This window comes from Micromonospora solifontis (assembly GCF_003725545.1).
Classification (GTDB): Bacteria; Actinomycetota; Actinomycetes; order Mycobacteriales; family Micromonosporaceae; genus Micromonospora; species Micromonospora solifontis.
The window spans coordinates 13,375-35,833 of sequence record NZ_RJLN01000004.1; the positions used below are offsets into that span (position 1 = coordinate 13,375).

Consider the following 22,459-nt stretch of genomic DNA (forward strand, 5'->3'; position numbering starts at 1 on the left):
CGCGCTCAGTCCAGGGTGAAGTAGTCGGGGCCGGCGTAGACGCCGGTCGTCAGCTTGGTGCGCTGCATCAGCAGGTCGTTCAGCAGGCTGGACGCGCCGAACCGGAACCAGTCCGGGTCCAGCCAGTCCGCGCCGACGGTCTCGTTGACCATGACCAGGTACTTGATCGCGTCCTTGGTGGTCTTGATGCCGCCGGCCGGCTTCACGCCGACCTGCCGTCCGGTGGCGGCGCGGAAGTCGCGGACCGCCTCCAGCATCACCAGGGTCACCGGCGGGGTGGCCGCGACCGGCACCTTGCCGGTGGAGGTCTTGATGAAGTCACCGCCGGCCAGCATGGCCAGCCAGGAGGCCCGGCGCACGTTGTCGTAGGTGGCCAGCTCGCCGGTCTCCAGGATCACCTTGAGGTGCGCGTCGCCGCAGGCCTCCTTGGTGGCCACGATCTCGTCGTAGACCTCCTGGTACCGGCCGGCCAGGAAGGCACCCCGGTTGATCACCATGTCGATCTCGTCGGCGCCGGCCTCGACCGCGGCCCGGGTGTCGGCGAGCTTGACGTCGAGGGGGGCCTGGCCGGACGGGAAGGCGGTCGCCACGCTGGCCAGGTGGACGCCGGACCCGCGGAGCACCTCGGCCACGTACGGGACCATCGCGGGGTAGACGCAGACCGCGCCGACGTGCGGGCAGCTCGGGTCGGCCGGGTCGGGGCGCAGCGCCTTGGTGGCGAGCGCGCGTACCTTGCCGGGGGTGTCGGCCCCTTCGAGGGTGGTCAGGTCGACCATCCGGATCGCCAGGTCGATGGCCTGGGCCTTGGCCGTGGTCTTGATGGAGCGGGTGCCGAGCTGTGCCGCCCGCTGCTCCGCGCCGACCTGGTCCACGCCGGGCAGGCCGTGCAGGAAGGTCCGCAGAGCGGTCTCGGATCGTCCCAGCTCGGAGAGGTCCGACCGGGCCGACGTCGCTGTCGCCGTCATGCTCCGAATACTACGCACCCGCGCGTCGGGTGATCTTGGTCACGCAGGGGTGGACGCGGGCGTCACACGTGAGCGGCGTCGCTGGTCAGCCGGCACCCGCAGTGCGCCGGGCCGGCGGGCGGTAGGTTGAGCGATCGTGGACGTACACGTCATTGACCACCCGCTCGCCCAGGCCCGGCTGACCGCCATGCGGGACGCCCGGACCGACTCGGCGACCTTCCGGGCCGCGCTGCACGAACTCACCACGATGCTGGTGTACGAGGCCGCGCGCTCGTTCCCGGTCGAGAAGTACCCGATCCAGACTCCGGTCACCGCCGCCGAGGGCACCCGGCTGGCGAACCCGCCGCTGCTGGTTCCGGTGCTGCGGGCCGGTCTGGGCATGGCCGACGCCGCGCTCGGCCTGCTGCCCGAGTCGTCGATGGGCTTCGTCGGCCTGGCCCGCGACGAGCAGACGTACGAGCCGCGCGCGTACATGGAGTCGCTGCCCCGGGACCTGAGCGGCCTGCCGGTGCTGGTGCTCGACCCGATGCTGGCCACCGGCGGCTCGCTGGAGCACTGCTGCCGGCTGCTCGCCGACCGCGGCTGCACCGACATCACGGTGCTGTGCGTGCTCGCCGCGCCCGTCGGCATCGAGCGGCTGGAGCGGAGCGGCCTGCCGCTGCGCCTGGTCACCGCGTCCATCGACGAGGGCCTCAACGACCGGATGTTCATCGTCCCCGGCCTCGGCGACGCCGGCGACCGTCAGTTCGGCGGCATGCCCCGCTTCTGATCCTCCAGACGTGCCCACCGCCCCGGCCCGTGGCCGGGGCGGTGCCGTTTCCGGACCCGTCCCGCGTCCGCCGGTAACGAACCGCCCCGCCCGCGACACATACCCGGTGTCCCTGTCAGGAACTCCGGTCGGGAGAGCGATCAGATGAAACCCGAGGGTGAGCGGGGCGAGGCCTGGTTCACCAGCCTCTACGCCGCGCACTACCCGGACATCGTCCGGTACGGCCTGCGGCGGCTGCCGGACGCCGACGCGGCCGCCGAGCTCGCCCAGGACGTCTTCGTCGTCGTCTGGCGGCGGCGCGGCGAGGTCCCCGAACACGCCCTCCCGTGGCTCTACGCCGTCGCCCGGCACACCGTGGCCAACCGGTGGCGGCACGGGCGCGCCGCGCCCGCCCTGCTTCCGCTCAGCGAGGCCGACCAGGTGCCGGCCGGTCCCGCCGGGCCCGACGCCCTGGCGCCGGTGCTCGACCTGCGCCGGGCGCTGCGCGCGCTGCCCGAGGCCGACCAGGAGATCCTCCGGCTGGTCGGGTGGGAGGACCTCAGCGTGGCGGACGCGGCCGCCGCGCTGGGCTGCACCCGGTCCGCCGCCGCGGTGCGGCTGTTCCGGGCCCGGCGACGACTCCGTTTCACGCTGGCCACCCGCCCGCCCCGCAACGACCCCCGGCCGGCGTCGGCCCATGTCTGAGTGCCCGCTCACGTACGAAAGGAGCAGCATGCACCCGCAGCAGCAGGTCCGGGACCTCCTGGGCCCGGCCGATCCGGCCCGTGGCGTGGACGTGCCGGCGGCGCCCCTCTCCGCGCACGACCTGATCCTCCGCGCCGAGAGCTCGGCGTCTTCCGCGGCGCTGCCGTCCCGTCGGCGGGCGAGCCGCCGGGCGGTCCTCGTCCGTGCGGCCGTCGCGGCGGCCGCGGTCGCGTCCGCCGGCCTGGTGCCGATCCTCCGGCGCGACCCGGCACCCACCCGACCGACGCAGCCGGCCGGCGGCGGGACCGTGCTCCAGCCGGTGGGCTACGAGATCGCCACCGACGGCGAACCGGCCGGCCCGCACCTGCGGGCGCTCGCCGGGCAGCTCACCGACGCGTCCTACGACCGCGACGGTGGCCGCTACGCCTACCAGCGGAGCAAGTCCTGGGGCGGCATGAGCGTGTTTTCGCCCGAAGGCTACGTGGCCAGCTACGTGGACGAGCGCCGCACCTGGACGACAGCCGACGGGCGCCGGTGGTCCGACCGGACCGTGCTGGACATCGAGTTCCCCGACGAGGCGTCCCGGGACTACTGGACGAGGCAGACCCCCAGACCCGCCCCGTCGGGGTCCCGGCGCGCCGAAGGGCCCCGCGAGGAGCCCCGGGACCTGGCGCCCGGCCGGCGGCTGGCCTCCGGCCGGGCGGCGCTCGCCCGCCTGCTCGGGACCGACCGGCCGGCCGGTGACGTGGCCATGACGGTGTACGGCATCTACTCCGAGCACCTGGTCCCGCGGCGGACCCGCGCCGACATCCTCAGCATCCTGGCCGGCATCCGCGGCTTCGTGTGGCGGGGACGGGTCGTCGACCGGGCCGGCCGCGCCGGTGTCGGCGTCACCGCCGACCTCGTGCCGCCGGCGGGTGAGCGGCCCGAGCGGGCGCAGATGTTGCTGGTCTTCGACCCGGCCACCGGTGAGCTGCTCGCCCACGAGTACCTGGAGCTGGCCCCGCAGCACCGGGTGCTGCACTACGGACTGCTGCTCGAGGGCCGCCGCACCGACACGCTCGGCTGACGGTGACGCCGCGCGGGCGGGGCGCCTGTCCCGCCCGCGCCGCAGGTCGGCGCGTCATCGGTCGGGAGTTCGTGCGTGGGGTGCGCGCACCCGCTAGCGTCTGCGGCCATGACTGGTGTTGCGCTCGCCGAAGAGTTGCTGCTCCTCGCCTACGACGACGAAACCGGCAAGGCGACCATGCCGCGGATCAGCCTGGATCTCGGGATGGCCGCCGCGGTGCTGGTCGAGCTGGCCCTGGCCGGCCGGATCGCGTACGCCGAGGGTTCCCTGGCGGTGATCGACCCGGCCCCGACCGGCGAGCCCGTCGCCGACGCGGTCCTTGCCAAGATCGCCGCCGACACCCCGCACACCCCGTCGTCCTGGGTGCAGCGGCTGCGGCACGGCCTGCGCGACCGGATCCTCGGTGACCTGTGCGGGCGCGGTGTGGTGCGGGACGTCGACGAGACCGAGCTGGGCTTCATCCACGTGCACCGGTACCCGGTCGCCGACGCCTCCGTCGAGGCCGACATCCGCCGCCGGCTGGCCGAGGCGCTGACCAGCGGGCAGCTCCCCGACGAGCGGACCGCCGCGCTCGCCACCCTGGTGGCGGTGCTGCGGATGGAGCCGGCGCTCGGGCTCACCGGGAACGCCGCCGACGAGGCCCGCACGCGGCTGGCGGAGATCGCCAGCGGCGCCGGCTTCTCCGGCGAGGTGAGCCTGGACGACAGCGTCGTCCGCCCCTCCATCAGCCTGGTCATCGCCGCCCTCGCCGAGGCCGTCGACGCCGCCCTAGGCAAGCGCCCCTGACACCCCCCCACCCGACCCGACCCCGCCCCAAGCAGGATCGATCATGAGGTTAGCGGTGCGGAGAGCGGTTTCCGATGCCGCTAACCTCATGATCACCCGGTCGGGTCAGCGGCCGAGGGCCTGGGCGATCTCGGTGCGGAGGGTGGAGGCGGCGGCGGCCGCGCGGGTGCGGGCGGCGGGGACGTCGCCGTCCGTGACCGGCTCCACCACCTCGAGGTACGCCTTGAGCTTCGGCTCGGTGCCGGACGGGCGGATCACCACCCGGGCGGCGTCGGTGCGCAGGATCACCACGTCCGCCCCGGGCAGCAGGTCGGCGGCCTCGGTCACCGGGTGTCCGAGCAGCGAGGTGGGGGTGGCCGCCCGGATCCGGGCCATCATGTCCGCGATCACCCGCAGGTCGTCCACTCGGACGGAGAGCTGGTCGGTGTGGTGCACGCCGAACTCGGCGGCCAGCTCGTCCAGCCGGTCGGTGAGCGTCCGGCCCTGGGCCTTCAGGCCGGCGGCCAGTTCGGCGACGGTCAGCGCCGCCGTGATGCCGTCCTTGTCGCGGACGTGCTCCGGGGCGACGCAGTAGCCGAGCGCCTCCTCGTAGCCGAAGACCAGCGGCTGGGCCCCGCCACCGGCCCGGACGATCCACTTGAATCCGGTCAGCGTCTCGTCGTACGGCAGGCCCCGGGCGGCGCACATCGCCCGCAGCAGGGACGACGACACGATGGTGGTGGCGTACAGGCCGGTGACACCGCGCCGCATCAGGTGGTCGGCGAGCAGGGCGCCCACCTCGTCCCCGCGCAGCATCCGCCAGCCGCTGGCGCTCGCCGCGTCGGGGACGGCCACCGCGCAGCGGTCCGCGTCCGGGTCGTTGGCGATGGCGAGGTCCGCCCCGGTCGTACCGGCGAGCGCGACGAGCCGGTCGACCGCGCCCGGCTCCTCCGGGTTGGGGAAGCTCACGGTCGGGAAGGCCGGATCCGGCTCGGCCTGCTCGGGCACCACGCCCGGGACGGCGAACCCGGCCCGGGCGAAGGCGGCGGTCAGCACCGCGGCCCCGACGCCGTGCAGCGGGGTGTACGCCACCTTCAGGTCGCGCGGGCCGGTCGGGTCGACCACCTCGGCGGCCCGGTCCACGTACGCGGCCACCAGGTCGTCGCCGAGCACCTCGCCGGCCGGGCCGAGCGGCACCCGGGCCAGCGGCCCGACCGCCCGGATGGCGGCCTCGATGCCGGCGTCGGCCGGCGGCACGATCTGCGCGCCCGCCCCGAGTTCCCCGCCGAGCCCGGCGCCCAGGTAGACCTTGTAGCCGTTGTCCTGGGGAGGGTTGTGGCTGGCGGTGACCATCACGCCGGCCACCGCGCCGAGGTGCCGCACCGCGTACGCGAGCACCGGGGTGGGCAGCGGGCGGGGCAGCAGCAGGGCCGGGCGGCCCGCGCCGGTGGCGACCTGGGCGGTGCGCTCGGCGAAGGCCCGGGAGCCGTGCCGGGCGTCGTACCCGATCACCAGCGGGCCGTCACCGCCCTGCTCGGCGAGCCAGCCGACCAGTCCGGCGGCGGCCTGGGTGACCACCGCGAGGTTCATGCCGTTCGGGCCGGCGCGCAGCGGGCCGCGCAGCCCGGCCGTGCCGAAGGTCAGCGGCCCGGCGAACCGGTCGGCCAGCTCGGGTCCGCTGCCCGGCAGGCCCTCCAGGACGGCGCGCAGCTCGTCGCGGCTGGCCGGGTCGGGGTCGTCGTCGAGCCACCGCCGGGCCTGTTCGCGAAGTTCGTCGAGATCGGTGATGTCCGCCGCCATTGCCCCTTGATAGCACGGCGGCGGATCACCACTGCCCGTCGGCCTCGACTCAGTTGTCCTCGCCGAACTTGAACGAGCTCGCCATCGCGTCGAAGATCGGCCTGCTGGCGGCGAAGTCGGCGTCGTTGGCGGTCAGGTAGAACGAGTAGACCTTGCCGTCCTGCACGACGCCCCGCCACACCCCGTGCCGCTTGCTGTCGCCGTCACCGCAGGTGTACTCGAACTCGGCGGCCGGCTTGTCGGCCAGCTTCGTCTCGGTCATGGCGAGCTGCTCGTACGGCTTGGCGCAGGACTTGCTCTTGTCCCGCAGATTGCGCGAGGCGAACTCGGCCCAGCTGGTCGAGGTGCCGCCCCACTTCTCGGCGAGGACGCGCACCTTCCGGCCGTCCTGCTTCGGGTCGACGAAGTCGACGAAGACGCCGCCGGTGTTCTTGTCCCAGCCCTTCGGGACCTGGAGGGTGACGCCCTTGACCGACTGCTCCTCCATGTCCACCGGGGGCGCGGCCGGCGCGGACCCGGTGGGCAGCGAGGTCACGATCGGCGGTGGGCTGTCGTCGCCGCCACCGGCGAGGGCGATCACGCCGACCAGCAGCAGCACGGCCACGCCCCCGGCCGTCGCGAGCTGGACCTTGCGCGGCCAGCCCTTGACCGTGTCGACGAGCTGGCCGAGGCCCCTGCCCTTGCCGGGACGGCCGGCCGGAGCCGGGGCCGCCCACGGTTGCCCGGTGCCGGGAACCGACCACTGGTTGCCCCCGTACACCGCTTGGGTGGCCTCGACGCCGCGGCCGTAGACCGGCTGGGTCGCATCCGGGTGGCCGGTGCTGATCCGCTGGGTGGCTTCCGGCCGGACGCCCGGCGTGAGCCGCTGGATCGCGTCCGGCGCGCCGCCGACCCCCAGCCGCTGGGTGGCGTCCGGCGAGATGCGCTGGGTCGCCTCCGGCGCGCCGGACGGCATCGCGCCGGTGGGGGTGTGCAGCGGGCCGGCCAGCGCGTCGGCGCTGGTCTCGTCGAGCGCGGCGCCGGCGGCCCCCGCCGGCGCGGGACGCTCGCCCCGGCGCAGGGCGGCGAGGCGGTCGGTCAGCGACTCACCGGGGCCGATCATCGCCCGGCCGCCGATCTGCCCGGTCGGCTTTGGCTCGGGAGCGGCCGGCGGCGGCGCGGACGGGCGCTGCACCGGCACTACCGCGTACGGGTCGGTGACCGAGTTGACCGCGGTGTTGTTGCTGGTCAGCGGGCCGGCGAGGAGTTCGCGGAGCATGCCGCGGGCGGTGTGCACGTCCAGCCGGCGGGCCGGGTCCTTCTCCAGCAGGCCCATCAGCACCCGGGTCAGCGGGCCGCTGCGCTGCGGGGTGGCCGGCGGGTCCTCGACCACGGCGTGCATGGTCTCGATCGGGTCGCCCTTGTCGAACGGGGGACGCCCCTCGACCGCGGTGTAGAGGGTGACGCCGAGCGAGAAGAGGTCGCTGGGCGGGCCGAAGTCCTGGCCCATGGCCCGCTCGGGCGAGATGAAGTGTGGCGAGCCGAGCACCATGCCGGGGGTGGTGAGCTGCACATCGGTCGGCATCCGGGCGACGCCGAAGTCGGTCAGCACGCAGCGGCCGTCGGTGCAGATCAGCACGTTGGCCGGCTTGACGTCACGGTGCAGCACGCCGATCGCGTGCGCCACCTCCAGGGCGCCGAGCAGCGCGATGCCGATCTTGGCGACCGCCCGGGGCGCCACCGGCCCGTCCTCGATCACCATGTCGGCGAGGCTGCGGGCGTCCAGCAGCTCCATCACGATCCACGGGCGGCCGCCCTCGGTCACCACGTCGTACACCTGGACCACGGCCGGGTGCTGGATCGCGGCCGCGGCGCGGGCCTCGCGCAGGGTCCGCTCGTACATCGCGTCGCGGTCGCTGGGCGCCAGGCCGGGCGGGAGGACGACCTCCTTCACCGCCACGTCACGGCGCAGCAGGGTGTCTGTCGCGCGCCAGACCGTGCCCATGCCGCCGTTGCCCACCGGCGAGCGCAGCGAGTAGCGACCACCGATGGTGGTGCCGGGTGCCGCGCGTCCAGTGGGGGGACTGACCGGTCCGCCGCTCCACGTCGGGATCTGAGTCACAGAAAAGCCACCGGGGATATCGAGGGGGCTGGGACACAACCCCCCTATCTTGCTGGTTCCGACGGCCGATGCGAAACCCGACGCGGCGGAGCTTTACCTACTCGACCGTACGTGGCCGGCTACTCACCGGCCGGCCGCCCCCGGTGCCATCCCCGAATGTGCGGAATCCCTCACTCATCGATGTCCTCCCGCGTCCTACCATCCGGGGATGAGCGAACGGCGGTCGAGCGAGTCCGGTTTCCCGATCAAGGGCGTCTACACGGGGGAGGACCTGCCCGGGGAACTGGCGGAGCGGCTGGGTGCCCCGGGCGAGTTCCCGTACACCCGCGGGGTCTACCCGACGATGTACACCTCCCGCCCGTGGACCATGCGGCAGTACGCCGGCTTCGGCACGGCCACCGAGTCCAACGCGCGCTACCATCAGCTGCTGCGCGCCGGCACGATGGGCCTCTCCGTCGCGTTCGACCTGCCCACCCAGATGGGCTACGACTCCGACGACCCGATCGCGCACGGCGAGGTGGGCAAGGTCGGCGTCGCCATCGACTCCATCGAGGACATGCGGCTGCTGTTCGACGGCATCCCGCTGGACAAGGTCTCCACCTCGATGACCATCAACGCGCCCGGCTCGGTGCTGCTGCTGCTCTACCAGCTCGTCGCCGAGGAGGCCGGGGTGCCGGGCTCGGCGCTCAACGGCACCATCCAGAACGACATCCTCAAGGAGTACATCGCCCGGGGGACGTACATCTTCCCGCCGAAGCCGTCGCTGCGGCTGGTCGCCGACACCTTCGCGTACTGCCGCAAGGAGGTGCCGAAGTGGAACACCATCTCCATCTCCGGCTACCACATGGCGGAGGCCGGCGCGACGCCCGCCCAGGAGATCGCGTTCACCCTGGCCAACGGCGTGGAGTACGTCCGCGCGGCGCTGGCGGCCGGGCTGGCCGTGGACGACTTCGCCCCCCGGCTGTCGTTCTTCTTCGTCGCGCGCACCACCCTGCTGGAGGAGGTCGCCAAGTTCCGGGCGGCCCGGCGGATCTGGGCCCGGCTGATGCGCGACGAGTTCGGCGCGAAGAATCCGAAGTCGATGATGCTGCGGTTCCACACCCAGACCGCCGGCGTGCAGCTCACCGCCCAGCAGCCGGAGGTGAACCTGGTCCGGGTGGCGATCCAGGGCCTCGGCGCGGTGCTCGGCGGCACCCAGTCGCTGCACACCAACAGCTTCGACGAGGCGATCGCGCTGCCCACCGAGAAGGCGGCCCGGTTGGCCCTGCGCACCCAGCAGGTGCTGGCGTACGAGACGGACCTGACCGCCACGGTGGACCCGTTCGCCGGGTCGTACGTGGTGGAGGCGATGACCGCCGAGATCGAGGCGGCCGCCGACGAGCTGATGCAGCGGGTCTTCGACCACGGCTCGGCGGTGGACGCGATCGAGGCCGGCTTCCAGAAGCGGGAGATCGAGCAGTCCGCGTACCGGATCGCGCAGGAGATCGACTCCGCCGAGCGGGTGGTGGTCGGGCTCAACCGGTTCCAGATCGACGAGGAGGAGCCGTACGAGCCGCTGCGGGTGGACCCGGCGATCGAGGCCGCCCAGGCGGAGCGGCTGGCCAAGCTGCGTGCCGAGCGGGACGCCGGCGCGGTCGAGCGGGCGCTGGCCGAGCTGCGTGCCGCCGCCGAGGGCGACGCCAACGTGCTCTACCCGATGAAGGAGGCGCTGCGCGCCAAGGCCACCGTCGGCGAGGTCTGCGGGACGCTACGCGACGTGTGGGGGACGTACCGGCCGAGCGACCGGTTCTGACCTGCTCCGGCGGCGGCCCGTGCCGGCACCTTCCCCGGTGCCCGGCGCGGGCCGCCGCCGTCGTTAGGGGTGACCCCTGAGCTGGGCGGATGCTCTCGCCAGGAGGCTCCGCGCGGGCGTACAGTCGATGGTCTCCCCACGTGCGGGCGGCGCTGCGAGGGTGCCGGCCGGCCCGCCCGTCGGCACCTTCGGTGCGGACCCCCGGGCGACGCCGCCCGGCCCGACCCCGGGTCGCAGCGGTGCGGCCCGCCGCCGGGGCACGGGTGCGGACGACCGCTGCGGATCGGGGCGTGCCGACAGACACGCCGAGCCGGAGTGGTCGGTCGGAATGTGGGTAACCCGATCGGGTGATCGGGACGGACAGCGTGTGCGGTCGCGGTTCGGTCCGGCATGTCACCGTCGGGAGTCGCCCGGCGGCGGACCGTTGTCGCGCAATTGTCGGAGCGGCAGTTAATTGCCGCGACTAATGCGACAATTCGGAACGGCGGCCGGAAATTTGTGACCGCTGAATCGGTTACGCGTTGTAGGAGGTGTGGGACAGATGACGGCGCTCAACCCCGATCTACCTGCTGTCCCGCAGATATTCGAGCCCTCCCACCAGGGCATTCGTGACGCTGTGCGCTCCGACCGCTACGCGAAAGATGTTGCACAGCGTCACCGCCGAAGGTCTAGGCTGTCTGCTGTTCTCCCCGAAGATCCATCCATCTCTAGTGATCGAGAATTCGACGTGACGAGTGCGTTGACGCTGCCTTCCGGCAGCACACTGGCGTCGTCCTGGCCGGAGACGCCATCCGGGTCCCAACCGTTGCCCTTCGAGCTGGACCACCTGCTCGCCCTCCGGGTACCCGGGCTCATCGCCACCCGCCGTCACATTCACTCCCACCCGGAGCTGTCGGGCGAGGAGTTCGAGACGGCCGCCCTGATCCACCGGGAACTCTCGCTCGCCGGGCTCAACCCGCGACTGCTCCCCAAGGGCAACGGCGTCATCTGCGACATCGACGGGCGGCCGGACGGCCCGGTGATCGCGCTTCGCGCCGACATCGACGCGCTGCCGCTGACCGACCCGAAGGACGTGCCGTACCGGTCCACCGTGGACGGGGTCTGCCACGCCTGCGGGCACGACGTGCACACCACGGTGATGCTCGGGGTCGGCATGCTGCTGGCCCAGCTCGCCGACCTCGGCCAGCTCGACGGCCGGGTCCGGCTCATCTTCCAGCCGGCCGAGGAGATCCTGCCCTGCGGCTCGCTGGAGGTCATCGAGGCCGGTGGCCTGGACGACGTCGTGCAGATCTTCGCCGTGCACTGCGATCCGAACCTGCCGGTCGGCAAGGTCGGCCTGCGGGTCGGCCCGATCACCGCCGCCGCCGACAACGTGACCGTCCGGCTCACCGGCCCCGGCGGGCACACCGCCCGGCCGCACCTGACGGTCGACCTGGTCGACGCGCTCGGCCGGCTGGTCACCGAGGTGCCGACCCTGGTCAGCCGCCGGGTGCCGGCCAACAGCGGGCTGCTGCTGGTGTTCGGCCACGCCTCGGCCGGCACCCGCTACAACGTCATCCCGTCCGAGGCGTGCGCCGCCGGCACCCTGCGGGTGATGGACCGCGACACCTGGGACCAGGCCCCGAAGATCGTGGCTCAGGTGGTCCGCGACGTCATCGCGCCGACCGGGGCCACCGTGGACCTGGAGTACCTGCGTGGCCGGCCGCCGGTGACCAACGACGCCCGGGCGATCGGTGTGCTCACCGCCGCCACCGCCGCCGCCCTCGGCCCCGAGGGGATCGCGGAGACCCCGCAGAGCATGGGCGGCGAGGACTTCTCCTGGTACCTGGAGCACGTGCCGGGCGCGCTCGCCCGCCTCGGGGTCGGCCGGAACGGGCCCAACGTGGACCTGCACCGGGCCTCGTTCGACGTGGACGAGCGCGCCATCGGAGTCGGCGTACGCCTCATGGTGCAGACCGCGTTGCGGGCACTGGCGGCGGCCCGCTAGGCGCCGGACCACCCACCGGACCGGCCGGTCCCGGCACCATCGGGGCCGGTCCGGCCGGCGGCCCGCGCCGGGCCCGCCGGCGGCGGGCCCGCCGGACCAGCAGCACCACCGGTACGCCGATCACCAGCGCGAACGGCAGCAGCGCGCCCAGCACGGTGAGCAGCACGAAGAACGTGGTGACGAAGACGTCCCAGCCGCCCTTCAACCCCACCAGGAAGCCGAGTTCGGGCCCCTCGTCGGCGGTGGTCTGGTCCGGGCCGAGGAAGGTGACCGTGATCGTGGAGAGCGCGGTCAGGTCGGACAGCCGGCGCTTCTTCGCCTCCAGCGACGCCAGGTCGGCCTCCCGCCGGCCCACCTCGTTCTCCAGCGAGACCAGCTCGTTGATCGTGGTGGCCCGGGCCAGCAGCTTCCGGGCGCTGTCCACCCGGGCGCGCTGGGTGGCGATCCGGGCGTCCAGGTCCACGGTCTCCTCGGTGACGTCCTGGGTGTGGATCTCGCGCCGCTCCTGTTTGCCGAGCCCGGCCAGCTGGTCGATGACCGTGGTGAACCGGTCCGCCGGCACCCGCAGGGTCAGCTCGGCCCGGGCGTCTGAGGACTCGCTGCTGCGCTGGTCACCGCCGACGAATCCGCCGGCCGCCCGCACCCGGTCGGTCGCCTCCCGGGCCGCCCGGTCCACATCCTCCACCCGGACCTGCATGGTCCCGGTGTAGATGATGGACCGTTGGTCCACCCGCAGGTCCGCCCCGCCCGAGCCGGTCGCGGCGGGCGCTGCCTTCTCCGGGGCTCCACCCGCGCCCGCGTCCGCGGCGCCACCCGCGGCCGGCGCCCGCCCGGAATCCGACGCGCTGTTTCCGCCGTCGGCGCCGCAACCCGCCGTGACCAGCACCGCGGCCAGTCCCAGCACGGCCAGCAGCACCCCGCGGCGGCGTCTCACCCGTCCACTCGGGCCGTGATTTCGGTGACGCTCGCTCATCTCCCCGCTCCGCTCCTCGACGGCCCCGCGCCGGGGCCGATACCTCGGACGCGACGCGCCATCGCGCCGGTTCCGGCAGACTGCGCTCAGGACGTCACGATTCGATAATCGAGGAGTCACGATGCAGGTCACCAAGTACGCCCACTCCTGCCTCCGGATCGAGCACGACGGGGGAGTGCTCGTGGTGGACCCCGGCGTCTACAGCGAGCCGGCGGCGCTGGACGGGGCGGACGCGGTGCTGATCACGCACGAGCACCCGGACCACGTGAACGTCGAGGCGCTGACCCGCGCGCTGGAGCGCCGGCCGATGCCGGTCCGCGGCCCGGCCTCGCTCGCCGGTGTCCTCGGCGACGCGGCCGAGGCGCTGACCGTGGTCGCGCCGGGCGAGTCGTTCACCGCGGCCGGCGTGCCGGTCCGGGCGTACGGCGGCCGGCACGCGGTGATCCACCCGGACATCCCGGTGATCCCGAACCTGGGCTACCTCGTCAACGACGTGGTCTATCACCCGGGCGACTCGCTGGTCGTCCCGGACGACGTCCAGGTGGACACCCTCTTCGCCCCGATCCACGCGCCCTGGAACAAGTTCTCCGAGGTGGTCGACTTCATCCGGGCGGTCGCCCCGCGGCGGGCGTACGCGCTGCACGACGGGCTGCTCAACGCCAACGGCTTAGGCGTGCTGAACCGGCAGTACACGGCTATGTCCAACACCGACTACCGCCGTCTCGAGCCGGGCACCCGGATCGACGCCTGACCGCCGTGCCCGGACCCACCCCCGACCTGGTCCAGCGGCTCTACGCGACGCCACCGGACCGGTTCGTCGCGGCCCGGGACGCCGCGGTGACCGAGGCGCGCCGGTCCGGTGACCCGAAGGCCGCCCGGGAGATCGGCCGGCTGCGCCGGCCCACCGTCGCCGCCTGGCTGGTCAACCTGCTCGCCATCCGTCGCCCCGAGCTGGTCGCCGACCTGGCCCAGCTCGCCGAGTCGCTGCGGACCGCCCAGCGCGAGCTGCGCGGCGCCCGACTGCGCGAGCTGTCCGCGCAGCGCCGGGCCGTGGTCGGCGCCCTCGTCGCCGAGGTACGCAAGCTGGCCGCCGCGGAGCCCGGCGCCCCGCCGGCCGGGAAGCTGCCGCTGGGAGAGGTGGAGGCGACCCTCAACGCCGCGCTCTCCGACACCGAGGTGGCCGAGCAGGTACGCGCCGGCCGGCTGCTCCGGTCCGTGCACTACGCCGGCTTCGGCGAGGTGCCCCGGCCGCAGCTGCGGCTGGTCACCGGGGGCGGCGAGGAGCCACCCGTACCGGACCGGGCGGCCGAGCGGGCCGAGAGCCGGCGGGCGCGCGACGAGCGTGCCGCCGAGCGCGCCGCCCGGGCCGAACGGGCGAAACGCCGCCGGGCGCTGGAACGCGAACTCGCCAAGGCCCGCGACGAGCAGGGCCGGGCCGAGCGGGAGCTGACCGACGCCACCCGGTCCGAGCAGGACGGAGCCGCCACCCTGGACCGGATCGAGACCGAGCTGGCGGAGCTGGAGCGCCGCCGGGCCGTCGCCGAGCAGGAGCTGAGCCGCGCCAAGCTGGCCCGCCGGGGGGCGGAACGGGCGGTCACCGCGGCCCGCCGACGGGCCGGGGAGGTGGAGGGCGCGCTGGAGGCGCTGGACACCGAAGAGGGGGATGCCGCAGACGGTGGTCACCGGGCAGACTGAGCGTGATGGACGACCATGGTGGACGGACGGCGGGGCCGCGCCGGTGACGCCGGAACAGGTCGCCGCCGCCAGCAAGCCCCTGGTGCTGGAGCTGGGGGAGGCGTTCGCCCGCTGCCCGGCGACGCTGCGCCGGGCCCGGCTGCTGGGCATCTCCGGTTGGGCCTTCTACATCACCGGGCGGGCCGGCGCGCTCGGCGACGTACGGGCCGAGACGGCCGCCGCCGCACTCGGCTTCATCGCCCCCGACGCGGTCGCCGACGGCTGGGACGCCGCCGCGCGTACCGTCCGGCCCCTGGAGGTGGCGGGCGCGAACCTGGCCGAGTGCTGCCGCTGGGGTGCCGCACGGCTCGGTGACGCCCCCGAGGCGCCCCGCCTGGCCGCCCTGCTCGGACGGACGGTCGACGCGGCCGACGGCAGCGGGATGCCGCTCTTCGCGGCCTGGCGGGCCATGCCGGTCCCGGACCGCTCGCCGGGGGCCCGGGTGGCGGTCGGGCTGCTGCTGCTCCGCGAGCACTTCGCCGGGGCCCACCTGCTCGCCGTGCGGGCCGCCGGGATGACCCCGCTGGAGGCGGTGCTGGCCGGCCCGGAGGGGGAGGCGGGGGCCGCGGCCTGCGGCTGGTCGCCGCCGTACCCGCCGGTGGGGCCGCTGGTCCGGCGGCGGCTCTGGGCCGAGGCGGTGACCGACCGGCTCGCCTCGACCGCGTTCCGGGCGCTCGGTCCCGGCGAGGGAGCGGAACTGCTCAACCTGCTCACCGCCGCGCGCCTCCACGTGCGCGGCCGATAAATCAGCGGCGCCGTCGCGGACGGCCTGCCAGGATCGCCGACGTGACGCTTCCCGCCGGCTGGACCGCCCGCCGCCCCACCCTCGATGACGTACCGGCGATCCTGGCGGTGGTGCACGCCGCCGACACCTTCGCCGTCGGCTATCCGGACTTCGACGCCGAGGACGTCCGCGACGCGCTGACCGCCCCCTTCGTCGACATGACCCGCGACTCGTGGCTGGTCACCGACCCGGACGGGGTCGCGGCCGGCTGGACGATCCTGAGCAACCCGACCGGGGTGGGCCGGGAGTTCGTCGAGGTCTACGTCGACCCGGAGCGCGGGGCCGAGCTGCGCGCCCCGCTGCTGGCGCGGCTGCTCGACCGGGTCGCCGAGCGGGCCGCCGAACGTGGCCTGCCCGCGCTCACCGCCCGTACCGCCGCCTTCGCCCCGGAGACCCGGTGGGCGGGCGAGCTGGCCGAGGCGGGCTTCACCCTGGTCAAGCGGTACCTGCGGATGACCCGCTCGCTGGCCGACCTGCCCGCCGAACCGTCGCCCCCGGCCGGGGTGACCGTCCGGCCGTTGCGTCCCGACGACGAGGCGGACCTGCGCGAGTTCCACCGGATCTTCGACACCGCGTTCCGGGACACCCCGGACTACGAGCCGCTCGGCTTCGACCAGTGGCGGGAGATGCTCCCGTCGTACGGCAAGGTCTGGGACGAGTGGTTCATCGCCGAGGTGGACGGGGTCCCCGCCGGTGCCCTGCAATCCTCCGACCAGGCGGTGGACCAGGACATGGGCTGGGTCCGCACGCTCTCGGTGCTGCCGACGTACCGGCGGCGCGGGGTGGGGGCGGCGCTGCTGCGGCGGGCCTTCGCGGTCTTCGCGGCGAAGGGCCGCAGCGGTGCCGGGCTCGGGGTCGACCTGGCCAACCCGACCGTCCCGGTGACCCTCTACCGCTCCGTCGGGCTGCGCGAGGGGCGCTGGACCGACATGTACGAGCGGGTGGTCACCGCCACGGCGGTGTGACCCGCGACCCGCGCTCCGGGGTCGACCCCCGGCCGGTGAGCCGGCCGGGGGAGACTTGGGGTGTGGAACAGCGGCTAGGCCGACGCGGTGCCGGTGGGGCGGGACCGCAGCTCGGTGACGTAGTCGTCCGGCGCGCCCGCCTTCTCCGCCGCGTTGGCGATCTCCGACAGGTACCACGACGTCGGCAGGCCGCCCTCGTATCCGTCGAAGACGTAGACCCACGCGGTCACGTCCCCGTCCAGCGTCGAGACGCGCACGGTGAGCTTCCGGTACGTCCCGGCCGTCACGCCTTCGATCTCGTCGAGCTGCGCGGCGTCGTACGGGTCGATGTCGTAGAGCGCCACGAAGACCCGGTCGCCCGGGGACTCGACCACGGTGCTGACCGAGCCCTCCCAGCCGATGACGCCCTCGCCCGCGAAGGTGAGGCGCCACCCCTCCAGCCAGCCGGTGCCCACCATCGGCGAATGCGGGCAGTAGGCGCGCATGCGGGCGGGGTCCAGGTTCGAGCCGTAAGCGGCGTACAGACGCACGGCGATGACGATAGTCCGGTGTGCGGGTGGGGGAGAATACGACGGAGCGTGTCGAGCGCGCCGGGGAGAAGAAAGTCACTGTGAGCATCGGTCGGGGGCGAGCACGGTGAGCGCGAGGAGTGCGGCGGAGCGGAGCCCCGCAGCCGCGAACGAAAGGATGGCCCTGTGAGCCAGATCGTGATCATCGGCGGGGGGCCGGCCGGGTACGAGGCGGCGCTGGTCGCCGCCCAGCTGGACGCTGATGTCACCGTGGTCGAGGCGGAGGGGGCCGGCGGTGCCTGCGTGCTCTCCGACTGTGTCCCGTCCAAGACCTTCATCGCCAGCTCCCAGGTGGTCACCGGCTACCGGGACACCGAGGAGTTCGGCGTGCACTCCGACGGGCTGGAGGCGGTGACCGTCGACGCCCGCGCGGTGCACGAGCGGGTGAAGCGGCTCGCCCTGGCCCAGTCCGCCGACATCCACGACAAGCTGGTCAAGGCCGGGGTCGAGTTCGTCGCGGGCACCGCCCGGCTGGGTGACGACACGCTCGGCCACACCCACCGGGTGATCGTGACCCCGGCCGACGGCCGCCCCGAGTACCGGATCGACGCGTCCACCGTCCTGGTCGCCACCGGCGCCACCCCGCGGCAGCTCCCCACCGCCCCGCCGGACGGCGAGCGCATCCTCACCTGGCGGCAGGTGTACGACCTGCCCGCGCTGCCCCAGCACCTGATCGTGGTCGGCTCCGGCGTCACCGGCGCCGAGTTCGCCAGCGCGTACCTGGCGATGGGCATCGAGGTCACCCTGGTCTCCAGCCGGGACCGGGTCATGCCGCACGAGGACCCCGACGCCGCGATGGCGATCGAGCGGGTGTTCCGCAACCGGGGCATGACCATCCTCAACAACTCCCGGGCCGAGGCGGTCCGCCGGATCGGCGACGGCGTCGAGGTGGTGCTCTCCGACGGCCGGGTGGTGGTCGGCTCGCACGCCCTGATCACCGTCGGCTCGATCCCCAACACCGCCGGCCTGGGCCTCGCCGAGTACGGCGTCGAGCTGGCCCGGGGCGGGTACGTCAGCGTCGACCGGGTGTCCCGGACCAACGTCCCCGGCATCTACGCCGCCGGCGACTGCACCGGCGTCCTGGCCCTGGCCAGCGTCGCCGCCATGCAGGGCCGGATCGCGATGTGGCACGCGCTCGGCGAGGCGGTCCGGCCGCTGCGGCTGCGTACCGTCGCGGCGAACGTCTTCACCGACCCCGAGCTGGCCACCGTCGGCGTCTCGCAGAACGAGGTGGACGCCGGCAAGATCCCGGCCCGCCAGGTGATGCTGCCGCTCGCCGGCAACGCCCGGGCGAAGATGGACGACTTGGCCGACGGCTTCGTGAAGCTCTTCTGCCGGCCGGCCAGCGGGCAGGTGATCGGCGGCGTGGTGGTGGCGCCGAAGGCCAGCGAGCTGATCCTGCCGATCACCATGGCGGTGGAGAACAACCTCACGGTCAACGAGCTGGCGCAGACCATCACGATCTACCCGAGCCTCTCGGGCTCGATCACCGAGGCCGCCCGCCAGCTCATGCTCCACGAGCTGGAGTGACCCGCCGCGCCCGGCCGGTGCCGGGCGCCACCTCGGCGAGCTGGCGGTGTCCCGGGCCCGGGAAGGCCGCCACCTCGCCGGTCCCGTGCCGGCGGACCAGGGTTGCCGCGACCACGGTGAGCAGCGCGACCTCGGCGAGGATGAGCAGCCGTTCGACCAGGCCGATGAGCACCCGGTCACCCGGGTACGCCGACCAGACCATCGCCCCGGCCAGCACCAGGCTGGTCAGGGCGAGGACGCGCAGCCAGCCGGCGGCCCGCCCGCCCAGCGGGCCGGCGAGCAGCCAGCCAGCGACCGGCAGGACGAGGAAGGCCACCACCGAGGCGTACCGGTGCAGGTAGGCGCCCGTGCCCATGGCCGTACCGGGGTCGTTGGTGGGGACCAGGGCGGCGACCAGCAGGCCGGCGGACCAGGCCAGCAGCAGCGCCCGCGCCGGCCCCCGCGCCCCGGCGCGGCGCAGCGGCGCCAGCAGTACGACGGTGGCCGCGGCGAGCACCACCATGGCCCCGTCGATGACGCCGCCCCGGTCGGAGACGGCGAAGTCGCTGACGGTCAGCGACCAGGGATTCAGATCGTCGTTCACCTCGAGGTGACCGAGCACGGCGAGCACCGCCGCCAAGGCGATCCCACCGAGGGCCAGCAGGCCGCTTCGTTGGATTCCGGGCATGGACTGAGCCTGCTGCCGGAACCACCCGAAACGGATCCGGGCCGGCCACCCACTTCGATCCCCGGGTAGCCCCCTAGATGCCGTTCCTTCCGGAGTCGACCCGGGTGCCCTCTCAGGCGACGTTCAGCTGGATGTTCCCGATGCGGGCGACGACGTCGAGGTGTCCGCCGAGCCCGGTCACGTATGCCCTCAGGGTCTCCAGGCTGGTGCTCTCCCCGTTCTCGATTTGACTGATCCTCGCCTGGGACAGCCCTGCGGCCTCGGCCAGTTGGGTCTGGGTCATGCCCAGCTGCTTCCGAATCTCGGCGAGTTGAGCACCGCTGACGGCGGCGAGCATCTGGTCCCGCATGCGTCCCCGTCGAGCCACGCGGGCGGGGTCGTCCCAGGCGGGATCGATCTTCCTGGCCTTGGCCTTGACGTCTCGCCAGTTCACTCCGTCCGTCATTGCTGGGCTTCCTTCAGGCTGATCAGATGCTCCTGAAACCGTGCGTCTGCCAAGGGTATGGCCGTTCGGTACCAACTTCGCCATTGTCCGGCCTTGTCTCCTGCCACCAGGAAGACGGCCTCCCTCAGTGGGTCGAAGGCGAAGATCATCCGCACCTCCGTCGAGCCGGCCGAGCCGGGCCGTAGTTCCTTCATGTGGTGGAACGTGCTGCCCTTGAGGCGATCGACCAAGGGGGGCGCCCGAGCGCGGGCCCATGTTCCCCGAGCAGGTCGACCGCTTCGCTGACCAGGTCGGCCGAGGCGGGATCACTTCTGCACAGGTCGAGAAACCATCTTTCGACCTCGGGATGCAGTCTGATCTCCCACATGCTGTCAATATAAGTCGAGCTTATACCGCGCTTCACTCGACACGCGACGGATCAGCGCCCTTCGCGCGGGATCTCCGCGCTTCAGTCGGCCGGGACCTTGACCGGGGTCTCGGTGCGGCTGTTGCGGGCGCTGATCGCGGTCATCGCCCAGCCGGCCGCGGCGAACCCGGCCGCCGCCACCGCGCCGATCAGCACGAGCCGCCACGCCGACTGGGTGAGCGCCGTGCCGCCCAGGTGGCCGACCAGCGTCCCGTAGCTGGCCCAACCGGTGGCGGCGGCGGCCTCGTAGAGCAGGAAGAGGCGGTACGGGTAGCGGCTGCGGCCGGCCGAGAAGCAGGCGGCCATCCGGCCACCGGGCACGAAGCGGCAGAGCAGGATCACCAGCGGTCCCGGTTCCCGCAGCCCGCGGGTGACCCGGGCGGCGGCCCGGCGGGCCCGGCTCGGCGTGACGTGTCGGGCCTGCCGGCGGTCCGGGGCGGTCCGGCCCAGCAGGTAGCAGGCGAGGTCGCCGGCGAACACGCCGAGCGCGCCGACCGCGATGGTGAGCGGCAGGCTCAGTCCGCCGTAGACGGTCAGCGCGCCACTGGTGATCATGACGATCTGGGTCGGCACCACCGGCACGAACGCGTCGGCGGCCAGCAGCGCCAGCAGCACGAGGTACGCCCACGTCGGCGACGCGACGTCAGAGATGAGTTCGGGCATGACCGCCACCTCGCCGGATTCCCCCGATGAACCGTTCCGAGCCTGCCCGGGTGTCCGGCGTCACCGCGGACAGCCCCGGCCGGTGGTGACCGCTGACACGGCAGAGCCTCCGATGGACAACGAAACGGGACCGCCGGATGTGACGCCCCGGGGCGGGCGGCGGAACATCGATCCGCGGCGTACCGTTGGCGGGACGCGACCGCGTGGACGCCGGGTCCCCCGTTCCTGGCGACCGGGTCGCGGCGGGTCGCCGGCAGGTCCCGAGCCGGCGACCCGCACCCTCTCCGCCGGCGTGCCACCTCCGCCGGCGTGCCTCCGCTCCCCGAAATCCGGGTGCGCCCGTCGAGCCGGCGGGCGTACCGTCGCCGCATGCGCAGCGCGGTGGTGACCACGACGCCGGGAATCCCCGGCGTGCCGCACTGACGTATCCGTCGACGAGGCCCCGGGGCGAACCGCCCCGGGGCCTCGCGGCGTTCCGGGCCAGCTCGCCTCCGGGTCGTACCCGATCAAGGAGAGCGACATGATCGACCACCGCAGGCTCGGCCGGGAGCTGGAGCTGTTCGTCTCCGATCCCCTCGCGGGCGCCGGGCTGCCCATCTGGCTGCCGGCCGGCGCCGCCGCCCGGCACGCCGTCGAGGAGTACGTGCGGGACCTGGAGCGCCGGGCCGGCTACCGGCACGTCTATTCGCCGCCGCTGGGCAAGCGGGAGCTGTTCGAGATCTCCGGTCATCTCGGCTACTTCGCCGACGACATGTTCCCGCCTATGCGACTGAGCGCCGACGACGAGTTCGTGCTGCGTCCGGCGCTCTGCCCGCACCACGCGCTGGTCTACCGGGCCCGCGGCCGCTCCTACCGGGAGCTGCCGCTGCGGGTGGCCGAGATCGGCGGAATGTACCGGGCGGAACGGTCCGGGGTGCTCGGTGGACTGTCCCGGGTCCGCGCCATCTCGCTGAACGACTCGCACAACTTCTGCGCGCTGGAGCAGGTCGGTGACGAGGTACGCGAGATCCTCCGGCTGATCCGCGCGGCGCACGCGGCGCTCGGGGTTCGGCCGGCGGGGTTCCGGCTGTCGCTGCGCGGGCCGGGGGAGAAGTACGTCGGCGACGACGCCCAGTGGGCGCGGGCCGAGGAGCTGCTCCGCGCCGCCCTCGACGGGGTCGACTTCGCCGAGGCTCCCGGCGAGGCGGCGTTCTACGGCCCGAAGATCGACATCCAGATCGTCGACGCGGCCGGCCGGGAGTCGACCATCTCCACCATCCAGCTCGACTTCGACAAGCCGGAGAAGTTCGACCTGTCGTACACCGACGCGGACGGAAGCCGGAAGCGGCCGGTGATGGTGCACCGGAGCCTGGTGGGCAGCATGGAACGGCTCTTCGCCTACCTGATCGAGGTGCACGCGGGCGCCTTCCCGGCCTGGTACGCCCCGGTGCAGCTGGTGCTCCTGCCGGTCGACGGCGGCCAGGCGGACGCCGCCGACGCGCTGGCCCGCCGGGCCGAGGCGGCCGGGCTGCGGGTCGAGGTCGACCACGCCGGTTCGCTGGGTGCCCGGATCCGCGACGCGGCCCGGCGCAGGGTGCCGTACGTCGGCGTGGTCGGCGCCCGGGAGGCCGCCGACGGCTCGGTCTCCCTGCGCCTGCGCGACGGGCGCGGGCTCGACCCGATGCCGGCGGCCGACGCGCTGGGGCTGATCGGCGCGGTGGTGGCCGCCCGCTCGGCCGACCTGCTCCCGGGCTGACCTCTCGTCGCCGCCGCGGACTGCGGCATGTCGCGGTCTCGCCGGTGCGGGAGGCC

The 22,459-nt window shown here is 73.8% G+C and carries 21 protein-coding genes; 12 read left to right on the top strand and 9 right to left on the bottom strand.

Going from position 1 to position 22,459, the window contains the following annotated elements:
- Positions 1-5: 5 nt before the first annotated feature.
- Positions 6-965, bottom strand: coding sequence for a deoxyribose-phosphate aldolase (gene deoC / locus EFE23_RS02265; protein WP_123239192.1), 960 nt, complete (start codon positions 963-965; stop codon positions 6-8).
- Positions 966-1,101: 136 nt separating this feature from the next.
- On the opposite strand from deoC, the gene upp reads away from it, so the two are divergent.
- The 4 genes from upp to EFE23_RS02285 all read left to right on the top strand — a co-directional run bounded on the left by upp (position 1,102) and on the right by EFE23_RS02285 (position 4,273).
- Complete coding sequence (gene upp / locus EFE23_RS02270; RefSeq protein ID WP_123239193.1) at positions 1,102-1,734, top strand: uracil phosphoribosyltransferase; 633 nt, start codon at positions 1,102-1,104, stop codon at positions 1,732-1,734.
- A gap of 144 nt (positions 1,735-1,878) precedes the next feature.
- The gene (locus EFE23_RS02275) at positions 1,879-2,418 is read left to right on the top strand and encodes an RNA polymerase sigma factor (protein WP_123239194.1); all 540 of its coding nucleotides are present in this window, start codon (positions 1,879-1,881) and stop codon (positions 2,416-2,418) included.
- 28 nt (positions 2,419-2,446) lie between these two features.
- Positions 2,447-3,487, top strand: a complete 1,041-nt coding sequence (locus tag EFE23_RS02280) for a CU044_5270 family protein (protein WP_123239195.1) — start codon at positions 2,447-2,449, stop codon at positions 3,485-3,487.
- 108 nt (positions 3,488-3,595) lie between these two features.
- Positions 3,596-4,273: a GOLPH3/VPS74 family protein gene (locus EFE23_RS02285; protein WP_123239196.1), complete on the top strand. Its 678-nt coding sequence runs from the start codon at positions 3,596-3,598 to the stop codon at positions 4,271-4,273.
- 105 nt (positions 4,274-4,378) lie between these two features.
- Here the strand turns inward: EFE23_RS02285 and EFE23_RS02290 are convergent, their stop codons facing one another.
- Positions 4,379-6,052: a phospho-sugar mutase gene (locus EFE23_RS02290; protein WP_123239197.1), complete on the bottom strand. Its 1,674-nt coding sequence runs from the start codon at positions 6,050-6,052 to the stop codon at positions 4,379-4,381.
- Positions 6,053-6,101: 49 nt separating this feature from the next.
- The gene (locus EFE23_RS02295; RefSeq protein ID WP_123239198.1) at positions 6,102-8,153 is read right to left on the bottom strand and encodes a serine/threonine-protein kinase; all 2,052 of its coding nucleotides are present in this window, start codon (positions 8,151-8,153) and stop codon (positions 6,102-6,104) included.
- A 208-nt stretch (positions 8,154-8,361) separates the two neighbouring features.
- On the opposite strand from EFE23_RS02295, the gene EFE23_RS02300 reads away from it, so the two are divergent.
- Together EFE23_RS02300 and EFE23_RS02305 are read left to right on the top strand one after the other, a co-directional pair.
- On the top strand, positions 8,362-9,945 hold the full coding sequence (locus EFE23_RS02300; protein ID WP_123239199.1) for an acyl-CoA mutase large subunit family protein: 1,584 nt from the start codon (positions 8,362-8,364) through the stop codon (positions 9,943-9,945).
- A 727-nt stretch (positions 9,946-10,672) separates the two neighbouring features.
- On the top strand, positions 10,673-11,932 hold the full coding sequence (locus tag EFE23_RS02305) for an amidohydrolase (RefSeq protein ID WP_123239200.1): 1,260 nt from the start codon (positions 10,673-10,675) through the stop codon (positions 11,930-11,932).
- On the opposite strand, the gene EFE23_RS02310 is transcribed toward EFE23_RS02305, so the two are convergent.
- Complete coding sequence (locus EFE23_RS02310; RefSeq protein WP_123239201.1) at positions 11,889-12,905, bottom strand: DUF4349 domain-containing protein; 1,017 nt, start codon at positions 12,903-12,905, stop codon at positions 11,889-11,891. The genes EFE23_RS02305 and EFE23_RS02310 overlap by 44 nt on opposite strands.
- A gap of 121 nt (positions 12,906-13,026) precedes the next feature.
- On the opposite strand from EFE23_RS02310, the gene EFE23_RS02315 reads away from it, so the two are divergent.
- From EFE23_RS02315 to EFE23_RS02330, 4 genes are read left to right on the top strand one after another with little or no spacing between them, the layout of a single operon-like run.
- Positions 13,027-13,656: an MBL fold metallo-hydrolase gene (locus EFE23_RS02315; protein WP_123239202.1), complete on the top strand. Its 630-nt coding sequence runs from the start codon at positions 13,027-13,029 to the stop codon at positions 13,654-13,656.
- Between the two features lie 5 nt (positions 13,657-13,661).
- The gene (locus EFE23_RS02320) at positions 13,662-14,600 is read left to right on the top strand and encodes a hypothetical protein (protein WP_123239203.1); all 939 of its coding nucleotides are present in this window, start codon (positions 13,662-13,664) and stop codon (positions 14,598-14,600) included.
- A 43-nt stretch (positions 14,601-14,643) separates the two neighbouring features.
- Complete coding sequence (locus EFE23_RS02325; protein ID WP_123239204.1) at positions 14,644-15,384, top strand: SCO6745 family protein; 741 nt, start codon at positions 14,644-14,646, stop codon at positions 15,382-15,384.
- Positions 15,385-15,425: 41 nt separating this feature from the next.
- Positions 15,426-16,388: a GNAT family N-acetyltransferase gene (locus EFE23_RS02330; protein WP_123239205.1), complete on the top strand. Its 963-nt coding sequence runs from the start codon at positions 15,426-15,428 to the stop codon at positions 16,386-16,388.
- A 74-nt stretch (positions 16,389-16,462) separates the two neighbouring features.
- On the opposite strand, the gene EFE23_RS02335 is transcribed toward EFE23_RS02330, so the two are convergent.
- Positions 16,463-16,918: a gamma-glutamylcyclotransferase gene (locus EFE23_RS02335; protein WP_123239206.1), complete on the bottom strand. Its 456-nt coding sequence runs from the start codon at positions 16,916-16,918 to the stop codon at positions 16,463-16,465.
- A 165-nt stretch (positions 16,919-17,083) separates the two neighbouring features.
- On the opposite strand from EFE23_RS02335, the gene EFE23_RS02340 reads away from it, so the two are divergent.
- Positions 17,084-18,487: an NAD(P)H-quinone dehydrogenase gene (locus EFE23_RS02340; protein ID WP_123239207.1), complete on the top strand. Its 1,404-nt coding sequence runs from the start codon at positions 17,084-17,086 to the stop codon at positions 18,485-18,487.
- On the opposite strand, the gene EFE23_RS02345 is transcribed toward EFE23_RS02340, so the two are convergent.
- The 4 genes from EFE23_RS02345 to EFE23_RS02360 all read right to left on the bottom strand — a co-directional run bounded on the left by EFE23_RS02345 (position 18,465) and on the right by EFE23_RS02360 (position 20,668).
- On the bottom strand, positions 18,465-19,154 hold the full coding sequence (locus tag EFE23_RS02345; protein ID WP_123239208.1) for a DUF998 domain-containing protein: 690 nt from the start codon (positions 19,152-19,154) through the stop codon (positions 18,465-18,467). The genes EFE23_RS02340 and EFE23_RS02345 overlap by 23 nt on opposite strands.
- A 112-nt stretch (positions 19,155-19,266) precedes the next feature.
- Positions 19,267-19,599 carry a helix-turn-helix domain-containing protein gene (locus tag EFE23_RS02350; RefSeq protein ID WP_123239209.1) on the bottom strand — a complete coding sequence of 111 codons (333 nt, stop codon included), beginning with the start codon at positions 19,597-19,599 and terminating at the stop codon, positions 19,267-19,269.
- Positions 19,596-19,793: a type II toxin-antitoxin system RelE/ParE family toxin gene (locus EFE23_RS29670; RefSeq protein WP_373683952.1), complete on the bottom strand. Its 198-nt coding sequence runs from the start codon at positions 19,791-19,793 to the stop codon at positions 19,596-19,598. Before EFE23_RS29670 ends, EFE23_RS02350 begins: the two co-directional genes overlap by 4 nt.
- Before the next feature lie 254 nt (positions 19,794-20,047).
- Positions 20,048-20,668, bottom strand: a complete 621-nt coding sequence (locus EFE23_RS02360) for a DedA family protein (RefSeq protein ID WP_123239210.1) — start codon at positions 20,666-20,668, stop codon at positions 20,048-20,050.
- Between the two features lie 505 nt (positions 20,669-21,173).
- Here EFE23_RS02360 and thrS point away from each other — a divergent pair.
- A complete protein-coding gene (thrS, locus tag EFE23_RS02365) occupies positions 21,174-22,403 on the top strand; it encodes a threonine--tRNA ligase (RefSeq protein WP_255421116.1) in 1,230 nt (409 codons plus the stop codon).
- The last annotated feature ends 56 nt before the right edge of the window (positions 22,404-22,459 follow it).